16 protein-coding genes are annotated in these 15,874 nt (G+C 73.9%); 6 read left to right on the top strand and 10 right to left on the bottom strand.

Annotated elements, in window-relative coordinates; all coding sequences use genetic code 11:
* The first annotated feature begins 154 nt into the window (after positions 1-154).
* From IQ279_RS02110 to IQ279_RS02100, 3 genes are all read left to right on the top strand, one after another.
* Complete coding sequence (locus tag IQ279_RS02110) at positions 155-1,237, top strand: glycerophosphodiester phosphodiesterase (protein WP_206346500.1); 1,083 nt, start codon at positions 155-157, stop codon at positions 1,235-1,237.
* A 78-nt stretch (positions 1,238-1,315) separates the two neighbouring features.
* Positions 1,316-1,876, top strand: a complete 561-nt coding sequence (locus IQ279_RS02105) for a methylated-DNA--[protein]-cysteine S-methyltransferase (RefSeq protein ID WP_206346499.1) — start codon at positions 1,316-1,318, stop codon at positions 1,874-1,876.
* Positions 1,877-2,072: 196 nt separating this feature from the next.
* Positions 2,073-3,359, top strand: coding sequence for an MFS transporter (locus IQ279_RS02100; RefSeq protein ID WP_307792091.1), 1,287 nt, complete (start codon positions 2,073-2,075; stop codon positions 3,357-3,359).
* 48 nt (positions 3,360-3,407) lie between these two features.
* Here IQ279_RS02100 and IQ279_RS02095 read toward each other — a convergent pair whose 3' ends face one another.
* Together IQ279_RS02095 and IQ279_RS02090 are read right to left on the bottom strand one after the other, a co-directional pair.
* Positions 3,408-4,124, bottom strand: coding sequence for a PIG-L deacetylase family protein (locus IQ279_RS02095; protein WP_206346672.1), 717 nt, complete (start codon positions 4,122-4,124; stop codon positions 3,408-3,410).
* Positions 4,125-4,209: 85 nt separating this feature from the next.
* Positions 4,210-4,674, bottom strand: a complete 465-nt coding sequence (locus IQ279_RS02090; RefSeq protein ID WP_206346498.1) for a type II toxin-antitoxin system PemK/MazF family toxin — start codon at positions 4,672-4,674, stop codon at positions 4,210-4,212.
* Positions 4,675-4,778: 104 nt separating this feature from the next.
* On the opposite strand from IQ279_RS02090, the gene IQ279_RS02085 reads away from it, so the two are divergent.
* The gene (locus tag IQ279_RS02085) at positions 4,779-5,456 is read left to right on the top strand and encodes an AIM24 family protein (protein ID WP_206346497.1); all 678 of its coding nucleotides are present in this window, start codon (positions 4,779-4,781) and stop codon (positions 5,454-5,456) included.
* A gap of 353 nt (positions 5,457-5,809) precedes the next feature.
* On the opposite strand, the gene IQ279_RS02080 is transcribed toward IQ279_RS02085, so the two are convergent.
* The 4 genes from IQ279_RS02080 to IQ279_RS02065 form a co-directional block, all read right to left on the bottom strand.
* A complete protein-coding gene (locus tag IQ279_RS02080; protein ID WP_206346496.1) occupies positions 5,810-6,190 on the bottom strand; it encodes a hypothetical protein in 381 nt (126 codons plus the stop codon).
* A gap of 207 nt (positions 6,191-6,397) precedes the next feature.
* A complete protein-coding gene (locus IQ279_RS02075; RefSeq protein WP_206346495.1) occupies positions 6,398-7,666 on the bottom strand; it encodes a hypothetical protein in 1,269 nt (422 codons plus the stop codon).
* A 143-nt stretch (positions 7,667-7,809) separates the two neighbouring features.
* Entirely contained in the window at positions 7,810-8,508 is a 699-nt protein-coding gene (locus IQ279_RS02070; protein ID WP_206346494.1) for a S1 family peptidase, read from the bottom strand.
* A gap of 119 nt (positions 8,509-8,627) precedes the next feature.
* Positions 8,628-9,392 carry an HNH endonuclease family protein gene (locus IQ279_RS02065; RefSeq protein WP_372445060.1) on the bottom strand — a complete coding sequence of 255 codons (765 nt, stop codon included), beginning with the start codon at positions 9,390-9,392 and terminating at the stop codon, positions 8,628-8,630.
* 168 nt (positions 9,393-9,560) lie between these two features.
* Here IQ279_RS02065 and IQ279_RS02060 point away from each other — a divergent pair, with 168 nt between their 5' ends.
* Positions 9,561-10,349, top strand: a complete 789-nt coding sequence (locus IQ279_RS02060; protein ID WP_206346492.1) for a hypothetical protein — start codon at positions 9,561-9,563, stop codon at positions 10,347-10,349.
* 111 nt (positions 10,350-10,460) lie between these two features.
* On the opposite strand, the gene IQ279_RS02055 is transcribed toward IQ279_RS02060, so the two are convergent.
* The 4 genes from IQ279_RS02055 to rpsA form a co-directional block, all read right to left on the bottom strand.
* Positions 10,461-10,832, bottom strand: coding sequence for a tetratricopeptide repeat protein (locus IQ279_RS02055; RefSeq protein WP_206346491.1), 372 nt, complete (start codon positions 10,830-10,832; stop codon positions 10,461-10,463).
* 255 nt (positions 10,833-11,087) lie between these two features.
* Positions 11,088-11,693, bottom strand: a complete 606-nt coding sequence (coaE, locus tag IQ279_RS02050) for a dephospho-CoA kinase (protein ID WP_206346490.1) — start codon at positions 11,691-11,693, stop codon at positions 11,088-11,090.
* Between the two features lie 125 nt (positions 11,694-11,818).
* On the bottom strand, positions 11,819-12,805 hold the full coding sequence (locus IQ279_RS02045) for a PAC2 family protein (protein WP_307792034.1): 987 nt from the start codon (positions 12,803-12,805) through the stop codon (positions 11,819-11,821).
* Positions 12,806-13,083: 278 nt separating this feature from the next.
* Complete coding sequence (gene rpsA / locus IQ279_RS02040) at positions 13,084-14,589, bottom strand: 30S ribosomal protein S1 (RefSeq protein ID WP_093655322.1); 1,506 nt, start codon at positions 14,587-14,589, stop codon at positions 13,084-13,086.
* 423 nt (positions 14,590-15,012) lie between these two features.
* Between rpsA and IQ279_RS02035 the strand changes: the two genes are divergently transcribed.
* On the top strand, positions 15,013-15,834 hold the full coding sequence (locus IQ279_RS02035) for a class I SAM-dependent methyltransferase (RefSeq protein WP_206346488.1): 822 nt from the start codon (positions 15,013-15,015) through the stop codon (positions 15,832-15,834).
* Positions 15,835-15,874 lie beyond the last annotated feature (40 nt).

Here is a 15,874-nt window from a genome sequence, read left to right as displayed (position 1 = left end):
CGCGACTGACAACCGGGGGCGGCTTCCGGAGCGCGGCCGGGGCAACGGCCGGGGCAGCCGGTGGCCGGCCGCGGCCGGCCACCGGCGAGGGGTTTCCCTGAAGCGTTCAGGTTCTGTCCACTTCCCGCCCATGTAACCGGCCGCCGATGCCGGAATGCTTCTGAGGTCAGTGCACCGAAGACGTGAGGAGTCCCCCGTGCCCCTACGCCCCGCTGCCACCGTCACCGGTTCACTCGCCGGCCTCTGCGCGCTCGTCCTGTCAGCCGTCCCCGCCCAGGCCGCACCGTCGGCCGCGCCGACGGCGGGGGCCCCCGTCCCGGTCGCGCACCGCGGTGCCTCCGGTTACGCGCCCGAGAACACCCTGGCCGCCGTCGACGCCGCCCGTGCCCTGGGCGTCAGGTGGGTGGAGAACGACGTGCAGCGCACCAGGGACGGCGAACTCGTCGTGATGCACGACGCCACCCTGAGCCGCACCACGGACGTCGAGGAGGTCTTCCCCGACCGCGCGCCCTGGAGGGTCGCGGACTTCACCGCCGCCGAGATCGCGCAGCTGGACGCGGGAAGCTGGTTCGACCCGCTGTACGCGGGCGAGCGGGTGCCCACCCTGGAGCAGTACCTGCGGCATCTGGACCGCACCGGCCAGAATCTGCTGCTGGAGATCAAGCGGCCCGAGCTCTACCCGGGGATCGAGGCCGACATCCTGGGCGAGCTGCGCGGCGAGGGCTGGCTGGACCGGCGGCACGTGCGGAGCAAGCTGGTGATCCAGAGCTTCGGGGCCGACTCGGTTCGGGCCGTGCACGAGCAGGCGCCGGCCGTCAGGACCGGTTTCCTGGGCACCCCCTCCGTCGAGGAACTGCCGCTGTACGCGCGGTTCAGCGACCAGATCAACCCGCCCCACACCACCCTGACCGGGGAGTACGTGCGGCGGGTCCAGGCGCTGAAGGGCCCCCACGGCAAGCCGCTGGAGGTCTTCACCTGGACGGTGAACAGCGCGGAGGCGGCCCGCCGGGTCGCGGCCATGGGCGTGGACGGGATCATCTCCAACTACCCGGACGTCATCCGGGACGCCACCCGGTCCGGTGCCGGGGACGCCGCCCGGGACGGCGGGCGGGAGGAGTCTGCGGAGGCGGCCCGCGAGGAAGCGCTGCAGGAGTCCCGGGAAGAGGAGCTGGAGGAGGCGATGGAGGAAGCGCGGGAGGCGGCGCGTGAAGCGGGGGCCGCCTTCCCCGCCGCCTGACCGGACCACGGCCGGGCCCGCCGCGGACCGCGTCCGCGTACCGGCCCGCGGCGGGGGGCGTTTCCGTAGACTCGCCCCATGACCGAGACACCGGCCGGGGGCGCCGCCACGGCCACGGCCTGGACCGTACGGGACACCCCGATCGGCCCTCTGCTGCTCGCGGCGACCGGACAGGGACTGGTGACCGTCGTCCTCCACGCCGGGGAGCGGACGGTGCGCCGGTGCCTGGCCCGGCTCGCCGCGCGGCTGGGTGCCGAGCCGGCCCCCGGCGGGGACGATCCGGTCCTGGCCGAAGCGGCCCGGGAGCTGGAGGCGTACTTCGGCGGCGGGCTGCGGGAGTTCTCCCTGCCCCTGGACTGGTCCCTGACCTCGGGGTTCAACGAGCGGGTGCTGCGGGCGCTGGCCGACTCCGTGCCCTACGGCAGCACCGTCGGCTACCGGACCCTGGCCGACCGCGTCGGCGAGCCGGGCGCGGCACGCGCGGTGGGCGTCGCCATGGGGTCCAACCCGCTGCCGGTCGTGGTTCCGTGCCACCGGGTGGTGGAGAGCGGCGGCGGGCTGGGCGGCTTCGGCGGCGGGCTGGAGACCAAGCGGGCGCTGCTCGCGCTGGAGGGGGTCCTTCCGGCGCCGCTGTTCTGAACGCCCGTCCCACGTCACCCCGTGTTCCGCCCGCGGGCCCCGGGCGGGGGGGCTTCCCCGGCCCGGTCCCGCTCGAGTTCCTCCTGTGGCGAACCTCGCTTGCCGCGCGTCCTCCCCCGGCCACCTCCGGCTGGCAGACTGCCTTCTCGTGAAGGACACCTCCCAAACCGCCGACGCTGCTGACGGTCTCCCCGGCATACCCGGCCCCCGCGGCACCGCCGCGGACCCCCGCTCGGCGGGCCTGGCCGCGCTGCGCCGCCGCACCACCGCCGTGCTCGTGGCGGGCCAGATCCTGGGCGGGCTGGGCGTGGCCACGGGCATCGCGCTGGCCGCCGTGCTGGCCGAGGAGATCAGCGGTTCCGAGGGGTTGGCCGGTCTGGCGATGACGTCGTCGGTCCTGGGCACGGCCGTGCTGTCCCTGCCGTTCGCCGCCCTGACCGCCGCGCGCGGCCGCCGCGCGGGCCTCGCCCTGGGCTATCTGGTCGGAGCGGTGGGCGGGGGCGTGGTGGTGCTCGCCGCCGTCCTGGGCAGTTTCCCCCTTCTGCTGCTGGGCACGGCGGCCTTCGGCGCGGGCTCCGCCGCCAACCTCCAGGCCCGCTTCGCCGCCGCCGACCTCGCCGAGCCCGCCCACCGCGGACGGGCCATCTCCACGGTGGTGTGGGCCACGACCATCGGCGCGGTCCTCGGTCCGAACATCGCCGCCCCGGCCGGGCGGAGCGTCGGGGGCCTGGGCATCCCCGAGGCGGCGGGCCCGTTCCTGTGGGGCGCGGGCGTCTTCCTGCTGGCCGCGGCGCTGGTGTTCGTCCTGCTGCGGCCGGACCCCCTGCTCACCGCCCGCGCCCTGGCCGCCGCCGACGGGCACGCACCGGAGTCCGCCGAGAGCCGCTCGCTGCGCGCCGGGTTCCGTGCCGTGGCCGTCTCGCCGCGGGCCCGGCTGGCCCTGGTGGCCGTCGCGGCCTCCCACGCCACCATGGTCTCGATCATGGTGATGACCCCGGTGGACCTCGGCCACCACGGCGCCGGCATCGAGCTGATCGGTCTGGTCATCAGCGTCCACATCGCGGGCATGTACGCCCTCTCCCCGCTGATGGGCTGGCTGTGCGACCGGATCGGCCGGATCTCCGTCATCCTGGCCGGCGTCGCGGTACTGGCGTGCGCGGCGCTGGTCGCCGGTACGGCGGACGGCGACCACCTCCGAAGCGCCACGGGCCTGTTCCTCCTCGGGCTGGGCTGGTCGGCGGGGCTGGTGGGCGGTTCCACGCTGCTCACCGACTCGGTGCCGCACAGCGCCCGCGCGGCCGTCCAGGGGCTGTCCGACCTGTCCATGAACGCCGCGGCCGGCGCGGGCGGCGCGCTCGCCGGCCTGGTCGTCGCGCAGGCGGGCTACGGCTGGCTCAACGCGATGGGAGCGGCCCTGCTCCTACCGGTCGCCACACTCGCCCTGCGCCTGAGGCTCGGCCCGCCGGCCCCGGACGGCCGGTGACGCCCCGCCCCTGCCGCACCGCCGCGGCGCACGGGCCGGGCGCCGCGGTCATCCCCTGGGGTACACCTGGAAGGCCACGGCCCGCCGCCCGCCGGTGTGTTCGGCGAGCATGTCCATCACGCCGGTGACGAACTCGCGGGCGTACTCGGCGGGCTCCTTGTCGCTGAGCGCCCCGATGTACGCGCGGTGCTCGGCGAGGGAGGCGACGGCCCGGTCCACGTCCTCCTGCGCCACCTCCACGGCGTGCGTCGGCTGCGGCGACCCCGCGACCGCCACCCAGCGCACCCCGTCCCACGGCTCCAGACCCCGGTCCGCCAGGTCGGTGAAGATCCAGCGGTTGCCCGCGTCCCCGGCCGCGTCCAGCACCGCGCGGCCGACGGCCCGGTGGTCGGGGGTGTTCCAGTTGACGCCGCCCCAGGTCTCGTGGTGATTGAGGGTGATGAGCAGTTCGGGCCGGTGGCGGCGGATCGCGGCGGTCAGGTCGCGGCGCAGGGCGACGCCCTCCTCGACGACCCCGTCCCGGTGGTCCAGGAACTCCACCTCCTCCACCCCGACCACGGCCGCGCTCGCCAGCTGCTCCGCCTGGCGCACCCGTGCCGCCCGCTCGGGCTCCATGGTGTCGATCCCGGCCTCGCCCCGGGTGGCCATCACATAGGCGACCTCCCGCCCGGCGGCGGTCCACCGGGCGATCGCGGCGGCGGCGCCGTACTCCAGGTCGTCGGGGTGCGCGACGATCGCGAGCGCGCGGTTCCAGTCCTCGGGCATGGGGCTGAGCCGACCGTCCACGGTGGCCTCCTTCGCGGCAGCGCTGTGAGCCGGATGTGCCGTACCGGGCCAGTATGCGCCCGGGTCAGCGCCAGCCGTACCGCCGCTGGAGGCTGTGCGCGACCCGGGCGAACCTCGCCCGGTCCAGTGCGCACGCCTCGCGCCGCATCCCCTGCGGGTGGACGCGCAGCACCCGGTCCAGGTCCACCCACGAGTCCCGCCCGGAGCGGTCCCAGGGGCCGGATCCCAGCGGCACCCAGTCATGCTGGCCGTCCCGCCGCCTGCTGGAGAGCTGGACGGCCAGCAGGGTGCCGGCCGTCTCGCGCGCCACGACCAGGACGGGCCGGTCCTTGCCCCGTCCGTCCATCTCCTCGTACGGCACCCAGGTCCAGACGATCTCGCCGGGGTCGGGGTCGCCGTCCGGATCGGGCGCGTACGCCATCCGCACGGCGCCCACCTCGTCCGCCCGCGCCTGTGTCGTCGCGGTCGGCCCCACGCTCCCCGGAGCGTCCCCGAGCCCGTCGGCCGCCCTCGTCCCGTCAATCGCCATGGGCACACGCTATCGGCACCGCCGCCGCTCCCCGCCGCGCGGTCCGCCGACCGGGCCGAGCGCGGCGTCTTGGCGGGATCCCGGGTTCCGGGGAGCATACGCCCATGCGCAGCGACCTCTTCGCCTCCGAGAACACGGTCCGGCCGGCCACCGCCCCCGGCATGTCCCTGCAGAACCCGCAGTCGATCCGGTACGTGGTGGACGGCGAGTGCTACGCCCGGCAGGGCGCGATGATCGCCTTCCGCGGAGACCTGAGGTTCGAGAGGAAGGGGCAGGGGGTGGGGAACTTCCTCAAACGCTCCGTCACCGGCGAGGGTCTCGCCCTGATGTCCGTCCGCGGCCGGGGCGAGGCGTGGTTCGCCCACGACTCCGCCAACTGCTTCCTCGTCGACATCGGCCCCGGCGACAGCCTCACCGTCAACGGGCGCAACGTCCTGTGCTTCGACGCGACCCTCCAGTACGAGGTGAGGACGGTCAAGGGCGCCGGTATGGCCGGCGGCGGCCTGTTCAACAGCGTCTTCACCGGACAGGGCAGGCTGGGGGTGGTCTGCGAGGGCACGCCCATCGTCATCCCCGTCTCCCCGGGCAGCCCGGTCTTCGTGGACACCGACGCGGTCGTCGGCTGGAGTGCCCGGCTGGACACCTCGCTGCACCGCTCGCAGAGCTTCGGTTCGATGATCCGCGGCGGTTCCGGCGAGGTGGCCCAACTCAGGCTGGACGGCGACGGATTCGTGATCGTGCGTCCGAGCGAGTCGCGTCCGGGCGGCCAGTCCTCCGGCTGACGCGGCACAAGTCCCGTACTCCGTGCGGCCGGTGTGCCGGTACTCACACGGCGGGTCCGGAAACGGGCCGGGGCCGATACGGTGTGAGCGTGTTGCCTTCCCCCCGCTTTCTGTCCCGGTCCCCGCACAGGCTCTGCTGTTTCAACGGATCCCTCCACCGGCGCCCCCCGCGGGCGCGGTGCCGTCCGGCGGCCGGGAGTGAGCACGCCCGGCGCCCGCCTGCCGGGACCGGCGCGGCACCCGGACGGACGGTCGTCTGCCCGCGGCTGTGCGGCCACCTGCCGCCCCCGCCGCCGCCCGCGGCCCACTGACCACCGCCCGCACCGGCCGCGGGAGCCGAACCGGCCCCGGGCTCAGGAGTACGGGCAGTGGCGGACTCCGTCGAGATGCAGGCAGCCGCCCTCCCCCACCCTCCAGGTGTACTCCTTCGGTTTCCCCTCCTCGGGGAAGGTCACGAGCGTGCCGTCCCTGACCTCGTAGCGGCCCGTGACCATGCTCGTCCCGGCCTCCTGGGTGAAGAAGCCGTCCTCGTAGAAGCTGAAGACGGTCGTGTCGAAGTTGGCGGACCGCTCGGTGCTCCAACTGCCCACCAGCTCCGCGGGGAGGGACCGGCCGGCTCCGGCCTCCCCGGCGCCGGCCGGTCCCCCGGTGCCGTCCGTCTGACCGCATCCGCCCAGCAGCAGCACACCGGCCGCCACCAGTGCGGCCGCGACCGTTCGCCGTGTCGTGCTCACGACCCCCGCCTCCAGTCCGTTCGTTCGGCGACGCACGGTACCCCCGTGGTCACCGTGACGACGGCGGTATGCGTGATTACGGCCGTCCTCGCGGGAAAGTCGGTCGGTTCGTCTCCCCGTCCGGGCTCCCGTCGGCGTACTCCGTCTACGACCGCGGCCCGGCGGCCGCACCGCACCGCGCTCCGGCGGTGCGGTCGGCGGGGTGCCTCAGCACCAGCCGCTGACCGGGCCGTTGACGCCCGACCACACATAGGCGTCGCTGATCCAGGTGCCGTCGCTCAGTCTGTTCCACAGGCTCGTGGTTCCGTAGCGGCCGGTGTGCGAGGTGCCGGAGGCGGAGCAGGAGACGGTGACCGTGGCTCCGTCCGCGGCCGAGCCCGTGACCGCGTAACCGGTGCCGGGGCCGGTGCGCTTGTTGACGTGGCCGCCCCCGTTGGCGTCGATCACGGCCTGGTTCAGGCCCAGCGCGCCGTAGTTGTACAGCGTTCCGCCGGCGCCGACCCGCCGGCTTCCGTGCATCGCCGATCCCTGGTAGGCGGCGGAGCCGTTGTAGATCACCCACTTGCCCAGGTTGTGGCCCGCGACCGGGATGTACGAGCCGTTCTGGATCAGGCCGAAGTGGACGTGGCGGCCGTACGCGGCGCCGCCGCAGGTGACGTCCGTGCCCGTGTGGCCGAGGAACGCGCCGGCGCCGACCCAGCCGCCGTCGGTGCTGATGCTGTTCCACAGGTGGTAGTAGTCGGTGGCGTAGCCGCGGTCGTGGACGACCCGTATCCAGCCCCGGCACATGGTGTAGGCCGTGCCCTGCCGGGCGGCGCGCACCACCTCGTCGCCCCCGGCGAAGTCCAGCGAGCTCCACGGCGCCGCGCTGCCGCTCCAGCCGTGGGGGCCGCTGGTCATGACCGTGTCGGCGCCGACGGTCGTCGGCAGCGCCATGCCGGTGCGGTAGTCGCCCGCGCCGTACGCGACGGCCTCGCCGCCGCCCGGGCCGCCGCCTTCCGGGGGCTTGTCCCGACCGCCCTGCCCGTCCTGCCTGCCCTGCCTGCCGTCGAGTCCGGCGAACAGGGGCTTCTCCCGGGGTCCGACCAGCGGGGAGCGCCGGGACAGCTCGGCGAACCGCTCCTCGCCCTCCAGGGCGACCCGCCAGCTTCCGCCCTCGCGCTCGGCGAGGAACAGCCAGCCCCTGGGCATCCGCTGCGAGCCGGGCTCGGTCGCCAGCACGGCCGTGCCGAAGGCCCATCCTCCCGCGTCGCGGGTGACGTTGACGCGCGTAGCGTCGTGCGCCGACGCGGCGGCGGTCTCGGCGCGCCCGCGCTCGGCGAGGCGTTCGGCCACGGCCGCCTCCGGGCCGGCGCCCTGCCGGTCACCGGCGGCGGCCCCCGCCGGGGCGGCCAGGGACAGCGCTCCCGCCAGGGTCAGCACGGCGGTGGCGATGCCGGTGATCCGACGGGCCTGAGGTCTTCTCCAGCCGAACATACGGTCCTCCTCGGCGGCCGGAGGCACCGCTTGCGACGGCACCTCCGATTTGAATGAACACCGTCAAACTAAAAGGTGTCGCATCCCCTGCCAAGTACGCCTCCGGGAGCCCGGCGTCTCCCGTCCGGGTGCTCCCGCCGGCCTCAGTACAGGCTCAGCCCGTACGCGGCCAGGATCTCGGTGACGGGCTGGTAGTACGTGGCGCCGCCGTAGACGCAGTTGCCGCTGCCGCCCACGATGACGCCGAGGGCCGTGGTGCCGGAGAAGGCGGGGCCTGCGGTGTCACCCGGCTCCGAGCAGGCGTTCGACCTGAACAGCCCGTAGACGATGCCGCCGGGGTAGTTGACCGTGACGTTGACCGCGGTGACCGTGCCGCAGCGCAGCCCGGTGGCCCGGCCCACATGACAGACGGACTGGCCCACACGGGGGGAGGCGGCGCCGGTGATGTCCCGGACGGCCCCGCCGCCCAGACTCACCTCCCCGGGGTAGGACAGGGTGGTGTTGGTGTAGCGGATGATCCCGTAGTCGTTGCCGGGGAAGCTCCGGGCCGCGGTGGTGCCGACCGGCACGGTCCGTGCGGCGTCGGCGTACCAGGTGGTGGGCTCCGAACCCATGCAGTGCCCCGCGGCGAGGCCGTAGTACGCGGTGCCGCGGCGGGCGTTGAAGGCCACCATGCAGCGGTGCCCCTGACTGTCGTACAGCACGTCGCCGCCGCGGACGGCGATCGGCGCCGCCGAAGCGGAGGTGGTGGAGGCGGCGGAGGCCGCGGGCGCGCCGAGGAGTACGGTGGCGAGGGCGGCCAGTAACGCCAGGACGGTCGCGGGTGCGGGCGGGCGTCTCATGGTTCCTCCCGGTGGGGACGGTGCCGGCGGATACTGCCGGTACCCCCATGCTGGGGAAGACCGGCCCTCTCCACCAGACCGCCCTGTCCACCCCGCCGCCCGCCCGGCGCCGGGCGGTCTCAGCCTCCGCACTGCCGCAGCATCGTCTCCTTGTCCGGTCCGGTGACCGGCATCCCGTACTCCAGGGCCACCTGCGCGAAGCGCACCGCGTAGGCACACCGGATCCGCTTGTTCGGCGGCAGCCAGGAGGCCGGGCCGGAGTCGCCCTTGGCCGAGTTGGCGCGGCCCTCGACCGGCAGCAGGTTCAGCGGGTCGTTGGCGAGCCGCTCGCGCTTGTCCTCCGGCCAGCGGGACGCGCCCATCTGCCAGGCGTACGACAGCGGCACCACGTGGTCGATCTGCACCTCGGCGGCGTCCTGCTTCTTCCAGGCGATCTCCTCGCCCGTGTAGGGGTCGGCCAGCGTCATGGCGACCACCACGCAGTCGGAGCCGGAACGGAAGCGCAACTCCTCGCCGTCGCGGGCCAGCAGGTCGTTGCGGGTGTCGCAGCCGTTGCGCGCCAGCGGCACCCCGTCGGCGGTGTCCATCCACGCGTAGCCGAACTCGTCCCGGTCGTAACCCGTTTTGGGCCCGCGTCCCTTGGCCGCCAGTTCCGACACGACCTCGCGGGCCCTCTCTCGGTCGGCCGCGGAGGACACCGGCGCCAGCCCCGGCTCGGTACCCTCCTCGTTCTCCAGCGGGCTGACGGCGCGTCCGGCAGGCGCGCCGGACTCCGTCGCCGGGGGCGGGACTTCGAGGTCGATCGACTCGCAGCCCGTCAGGAACAGGGCGGCGCCCAGCACGAGGGCGGTGGCGGAAACCGGGCGGAGGACTGATATCGGCACGGGCTGTCCAGGGGTCGGGGCGGGTGCGGGCGGCGGACCCGCCGCCGCGGACGGGGCCGGTCCGCCGTCCATCCTTCCCCGGCGCCCGGGGCGAAATCCGATTGCCGCCCCCGGTCGGACGGAGGACGGTAGGTGGCTGTCGAAGCCGATCGATCCCACGGGGGCATCATGACCAGTCACTTCGGAGCCATCGGCCTCAAGGCGGGCAGCAGGCAGGAGTACGGCGAACTGCTGCGGCGACTGTACGCCCTCGGCCGTGCGGAGCCGGTGGACGGGGGTTCGATGCGGGTGGTGTGGACCGGCTCGGGCGGCGCCCGGGTCGAACTGGAGATCGACTGCGAGGGCTCGCTGACGCACGTACTGCCCGCCCTGGTCCCCCGGGGGGCGCCGGTGCCGGTACGCGGCATCGCCCTGGCCCCGGACGGGGTCGCGCACATGGAGCTGCTGGACGGCGTGGGTGGCCGGACACTGTGCCCGCTGCCGGTGGAGCTGACCGACCGCGTGGAGTTGCGTGCGCTGGGAAGGCGGCAGGGCGGCGCGCCCACCGAGGGGTTCGTGCGGCTGAGCGCGCTCGCCGAGCGGATCGACCTGTACGAGGACCGGGCGGCGTACGACGCGGCGCAGCGGGGGCGCGAGCCGGCGTTCGCTCCGGAGTACCTCATCCCCTCCGGGCTGTTCCGCCCCGACGACTCGGGCCGGGATTGGGCGCCCGCGGCGCAGGCCCTGTTCGCGGGCGGTGTGGTGACCGCCGAGCGCGTCGAGAACGAGATCGGCGGCGGGGCCTTCCACCGCCTGAGGGTGCGCACGCTCGGCGGGATCGAGGTGGACGTCGCCGTCTCCGACGCTCAGCTCCCGCACGCCCCGGCACCGGACGGTTGGGCGGGCCGCTGGGTGGAGGGGGCCTTCTTCATGACCGGCTCGCTGGGGCTGGGGACGCCCCGGGGCGCGGCCCGGTGACAGGACGCGGGCCGACCGCCGCGACACCGGGGACCGGGCGCGGCGGTCGGCCCGTGCGCCTTCACGACAGGAAGCCGCCCGGGCGGGCTCGGGGCCGGGGCCGGAGGACTGTCAGGCGGCGCGGTCGCCGAAGCGGGCCGCCTCCCAGAAGTCCGGCCGGGGGTCCAGTGCCGCCGCCAGGCGGAAGTGGCGCAGCGCCTCCTCGTCGCGGCCCGCGCGCTCCAGGGTGCGGCCGAGGGCGAAGTGCGCGAAGGAGTTGTCCGGCTCGCGCTCCAGGACGACCTGGAACTCCTCCTCGGCGGCGCGCAGCTGGGCGCCGAGGAAGAACGCGCGGGCACGCAGCAGTCGGACCGACGTCTTCTCCGGGAAGGCCTCGACGACGGACTCCAGGAGCTTCAGCGCACCCCTGGGGTCGCGGGCGGCCAGCAACTGCTCCGCGGCGCGGTACTGGATGACATGGGTCTCGGGCGTGGTCTCGGGCACGTCGACGCCTCCTCGACCGGGATCGGCCGCGTCGCACTGGCCGCGGGATCACGGGTCCTTCGGGTACGGGGTGTTCACGGGGGCGTCGCGGAACGTCCGGGGACGTCCCGGGACGCCTTGGTGTACCGACACGGCAACGCACCCGTCGCGCGGGCATATTCCCGCTGCCCTTGTGCGGGGATTCTTCCCGGCGCGGGGGGCGGTCAAGCACACCGCCGCGGCCGCGGACGGCCCGCCGCGCCCGGCCGGCCCGCCTCAGGCCCGTCCGCCGGCGCGTTCCCTCAGCCGCCGCCAGACCTCGGCGACCTGGGGCTCCAGCTTCTCCAGGGGGCCGTCGTTGTCGATGACGATGTCCGCGACCGCCAGACGCTGCTCGCGCGTCGCCTGGGCGGCCATCCGGCCCCGGGCGTCGTCCTCGTCCATGCCGCGCAGCCGCACCAGCCGGTCGAGCTGGGTGGCCGGGGAGGCGTCCACGACGACCACCAGGTCGTACAGGGGCGCCAGAGCGTTCTCCGTCAGCAGCGGTACGTCGTGCACGACCACCGCGTCCTCGCCGGCCGCGCGCTGGAGTTCGGCCGAGCGCGCCCCGACCAGTGGGTGGACGATCGCGTTGAGCGCCTTCAGCTTCCCGGGGTCGCCGAAGACGATCGAGCCGAGCTTCGGCCGGTCCAGGGTGCCGTCCGGGGCGAGGACCTCCTCGCCGAACTCGGCGACCACCGCGGCGAGCCCCTCGGTGCCCGGCTCGACGACCTCGCGGGCGATCTTGTCGGCGTCGACGATCACGGCGCCGTACGTGTCGAGCAGCCGCGAGACCTCGCTCTTGCCCGCACCGATTCCGCCCGTCAGCCCCACGGAGAGCATGGCCGCGCCTCCACATGTGTCCGTGCCCGCACCGCGTCCCGCGCCGGGCGGCGGGGCCGCGTGCCGCACACGGGTTCGCCCGCGGCGGCTGCCGCCACCCTACCCAGGAGCGGGCGGGGTCCCGGTCAGGGCAGGGGGCCTCCGGCTTCCCCCGAGCCCCCGTCCCCGGTCCCGCCTCCGCTCTCGCGCTCGGCCAGGAAACGCTCGAAGACCTCTCCCAGCTCCTCCGCCGAGGGCAGTTCGACGGGCTCGGCGACCAGACTGCCGCGGGTCTCGGCCCCGGCCACGGCGTCGTACTGCTGCTCCAGTCCGCGGACGACCGCGACCAGTTCGCCGTCCCCTTCGGCGAGCTGCCGCTCGATCTCCTCCCGTACGCGGTGTGCGTCCGTGCGCAGCGCCCCGGTGATCTCCGGCAGCACCAGCCCGGTGGCCGCGGTGATCGTCTCGACCACGGTCAGGGCGGCCTCGGGGTAGGTGGAGCGGGCCACGTAGTGCGGGACGTGCGCGGCGAAGCCCAGTACGTCGTGGCCGGACTCGGCCAGCCGCAGCTCCAGCAGAGAGGCGGCGCTGCCGGGGACCTGCGCCTCGTCGAAGGGCGTCTGCCGCACGGGGGTGAGGTCCAGGCGGTTGCCGTGCGGGGTGAGGCCGACGGGGCGGGTGTGAGGCACGCCCATGGGGATGCCGTGGAAGCCGACGGACAGCCGTACGCCGAGCCTCTCGACGATCTCGCGCACGGCGGCCGTGAACCGCCCCCACTCGACATCCGGCTCGGGGCCGGCCAGCAGCAGGAAGGGAGTGCCGGTGGCGTCCCTCAGCAGCCGCAGGTCCAGCCGGGGGGTGTCGTAGGACGCCCAGTGGTCGCGCCGGAAGGTCATCACCGGCCGACGGGCGCGGTAGTCGACGAGGCGGTCCACGTCGAAGCGGGCGACGGTCGTGCGCGGACCGCCGTCCAGCAGCCCCTGGACGATCTGCCCACCGGTCTCACCGGCGTCGATGAAGCCCTCGAAGTGGTAGAGCATGACGGGCCCTGCACTGCCCGGCTCGCCGATGACCGCCTCGGCCTCCGCCAGGCCGGTCGGATCCCATGCGTACAAACCCTGCGGGTCCAGCACCTTCGCCGCTCCTCCGTGTCGCTTCCGTCTGTCGGCAACATCCGCCGCCGCGTGCGCATTCCCCTGATCGGGTGATCGGCAGGCCTTTCCGGCAACGCATCGTGCCATCTTCGGCACGGCCCCGGCACCGGGGGGTCGCCCGGCGTCACCCGCGAGGGGCCGGTGCGGGGGCGGGAACACCGCATGGCCCCCTCCCCGGGCGGGGAGGGGGCCATGCCTTGTGCGCTCTACCTCGGGTCACCGTGCGCCGGCCTGCCAGCCGCGGTGGACCCTACGGGTCAGCTCTGGCCGCCCGCGAGCTTCTCGCGAAGGGCCGCCAGGGCCTCGTCCGACGCCAGGGCGCCGGAGTTGTCGCCCGACTCCGAGGAGTACGAGCCGCCGCCACCGCCGGCCCCGCCGCCCTGCGGGGCACCGCCGCCGGCACCCTCGGCCTCGGCCTGGGCGTCGGCCTCGCGGGACTTGAGGACCTGCGCCTGGTGCTGCTCGAAGCGCTGCTGCGCCTCGGCGTACTGGCGCTCCCACTCCTCGCGCTGCTTCTCGTAGCCCGGCAGCCAGTCGTTGGCCTCCGGGTCGAAGCCCTCGGGGTAGATGTAGTTGCCCTGGTCGTCGTAGGACGCGGCCATGCCGTACAGGGTCGGGTCGAACTCGACCGCCATCGGGTCGGCACCGAAGGACTCGTTGGCCTGCTTCAGCGAGAGGCTGATGCGGCGGCGCTCCAGGTCGATGTCGATGACCTTGACGAAGATCTCGTCGTTGACCTGGACGACCTGCTCCGGGATCTCCACGTGGCGCTCGGCCAGCTCGGAGATGTGGACCAGGCCCTCGATGCCCTCGTCGACCCGGACGAACGCGCCGAACGGCACCAGCTTGGTGACCTTGCCGGGCACGACCTGGCCGATCTGGTGGGTCCGGGCGAACTGCTGCCACGGGTCTTCCTGGGTCGCCTTGAGCGACAGGGAGACACGCTCGCGGTCCATGTCGACGTCCAGGACCTCGACCGTGACCTCCTGGCCGACCTCGACGACCTCGGACGGGTGGTCGATGTGCTTCCAGGACAGCTCGGAGACGTGGACCAGACCGTCCACGCCGCCCAGGTCCACGAAGGCGCCGAAGTTGACGATCGAGGAGACGACGCCGGACCGCACCTGGCCCTTCTGGAGGGTGGTGAGGAAGGTCTGGCGGACCTCGGACTGGGTCTGCTCCAGCCAGGCACGGCGGGAGAGGACCACGTTGTTGCGGTTCTTGTCCAGCTCGATGATCTTGGCCTCGAGCTCCTTGCCGACGTACGGCTGGAGGTCGCGGACGCGACGCATCTCGACCAGGGAGGCCGGCAGGAAGCCGCGGAGGCCGATGTCGAGGATGAGACCACCCTTGACGACCTCGATGACGGTACCGGTGACGATGCCGTCCTCTTCCTTGATCTTCTCGATGGTGCCCCAGGCCCGCTCGTACTGGGCACGCTTCTTCGAGAGGATCAGGCGGCCCTCCTTGTCCTCCTTCTGGAGGACAAGGGCCTCGATCTCGTCACCGACGGCGACGACCTCGTTCGGGTCGACATCGTGCTTGATCGACAGCTCTCGGGAAGGGATGACGCCTTCGGTCTTGTAGCCGATGTCGAGCAGGACCTCGTCCCGGTCGACCTTCACGATGACGCCGTCGACGATGTCGCCGTCGTTGAAGTACTTGATCGTCTCGTCGATCGCGGCGAGGAAGGCTTCCTCGGAACCGATGTCGTTAACCGCAACCTGCGGGGTGGTCACGGTGGTCTCGGTGCTGCTCGTCATGTGGAAAAGGGCTCCGGTACGGACATTGAAGTCGTAGGTACTGCTACGCCGAGAGCCCGTATCGCACTGCCGAAGCCGGACAGCCTGAGAGGTGCTTCACCGAAGATCTCCGAGGAAACCACGAGCACCTCGACAACCGAGGGGACATACAACAGATGCGAGCGCGACCTGCTCCGTCCGAGGCGCGCAGGCCCGCAGCGCAACTTGTAGCATACGGGGGCAGCCGGTCAGGGTCAATGCGCGAACGAGGACATACGGGACTTTGGTCCCAAATCCGGCACAAGTCGCCGGTCGCACGTCCCGTTCCCGCCTCCTCCGAGGCCCACCGGCGCCCGGAGGCCGGGGCTCCAGGAGCCCGCACGCACCTCTCCGGCGCTCCCCTCCGGCCGCGTGCCGGAACCGAAGGCTACGACGACGGGCGAGATGAACCAAGAGAGCGAACCAGAGCCGGAGGCCGCCCGCCGCGACGCGGGCGCCGCCGAGAGCAGCCGGGCCAGCCGCGGCTGGTGGGACCGGAACGCCGACGAGTACCAGCGCGAGCACGGCGGCTTCCTCGGCGACGACCGCTTCGTGTGGGGTCCGGAGGGCCTGGACGAGGAGGAGGCCGGTCTGCTGGGCCCGGTGGACCGGCTGGCCGGCCTGCCGGTGCTGGAGGTCGGCGCGGGGGCGGCGCAGTGCTCGCGCTGGCTGGCCGCGCGCGGGGCGCTCCCGGTGGCCCTGGACATCTCGCACCGGCAGCTCCGGCACGCGCTGCGCATCGACGGCGCCGCCCCGGTGTTCCCCCTGGTGCAGGCCGACGCCGGGGCGCTGCCCTTCGCCGACGGCTCCTTCGACCTGGCCTGCTCCGCGTACGGGGCGCTGCCCTTCGTCGCCGACCCGGTGCGGGTGCTGCGCGAAGTGCGCCGCGTCCTGCGGCCGGGCGGCCGGTGGGTGTTCTCCGTGACGCACCCGGTCCGCTGGGCGTTCCCCGACGAACCGGGGACGGAGGGGCTGACGGTCGCCGCCTCCTACTTCGACCGCACGCCCTACGTGGAGCAGGACGAGCGGGGGCGCGCCGTCTACGTCGAGCACCACCGCACCCTCGGCGACCGCGTGCGCGACCTCACCGCCGCCGGGTTCCGCCTGGTGGACCTGGTGGAGCCGGAGTGGCCCGAGTGGAACCGGCAGGAGTGGGGGGGCTGGTCGCCGCTGCGCGGCCGGCTGATCCCGGGCACCGCGATCTTCGTCTGCGAGCGGGACCGGTGATCTCGCGGGGACGCCTTCGGGGCGCTGCGAGGATGGGGGC

This window comes from Streptomyces verrucosisporus (genome assembly GCF_017114865.1).
Classification (GTDB): Bacteria; Actinomycetota; Actinomycetes; order Streptomycetales; family Streptomycetaceae; genus Streptomyces; species Streptomyces fenghuangensis.
This window is presented reverse-complemented; position numbering and strand designations above follow the sequence as displayed.

Excerpts from the sequence above, each read along its gene's own strand:
- IQ279_RS02075 (WP_206346495.1), bottom strand. The coding sequence starts at position 7,666 with ATGTTCGGCTGGAGAAGACCTCAGGCCCGTCGGATCACCGGCATCGCC.
- IQ279_RS02110 (WP_206346500.1), top strand. The coding sequence starts at position 155 with ATGCTTCTGAGGTCAGTGCACCGAAGACGTGAGGAGTCCCCCGTGCCC.
- IQ279_RS02095 (WP_206346672.1), bottom strand. The coding sequence starts at position 4,124 with ATGCCCGAGGACTGGAACCGCGCGCTCGCGATCGTCGCGCACCCCGAC.
- IQ279_RS02085 (WP_206346497.1), top strand. The coding sequence starts at position 4,779 with ATGCGCAGCGACCTCTTCGCCTCCGAGAACACGGTCCGGCCGGCCACC.
- rpsA (WP_093655322.1), bottom strand. The coding sequence starts at position 14,589 with ATGACGAGCAGCACCGAGACCACCGTGACCACCCCGCAGGTTGCGGTT.
- IQ279_RS02070 (WP_206346494.1), bottom strand. The coding sequence starts at position 8,508 with ATGAGACGCCCGCCCGCACCCGCGACCGTCCTGGCGTTACTGGCCGCC.
- IQ279_RS02105 (WP_206346499.1), top strand. The coding sequence starts at position 1,316 with ATGACCGAGACACCGGCCGGGGGCGCCGCCACGGCCACGGCCTGGACC.
- IQ279_RS02035 (WP_206346488.1), top strand. The coding sequence starts at position 15,013 with ATGAACCAAGAGAGCGAACCAGAGCCGGAGGCCGCCCGCCGCGACGCG.
- coaE (WP_206346490.1), bottom strand. The coding sequence starts at position 11,693 with ATGCTCTCCGTGGGGCTGACGGGCGGAATCGGTGCGGGCAAGAGCGAG.
- IQ279_RS02060 (WP_206346492.1), top strand. The coding sequence starts at position 9,561 with ATGACCAGTCACTTCGGAGCCATCGGCCTCAAGGCGGGCAGCAGGCAG.
- IQ279_RS02090 (WP_206346498.1), bottom strand. The coding sequence starts at position 4,674 with ATGGCGATTGACGGGACGAGGGCGGCCGACGGGCTCGGGGACGCTCCG.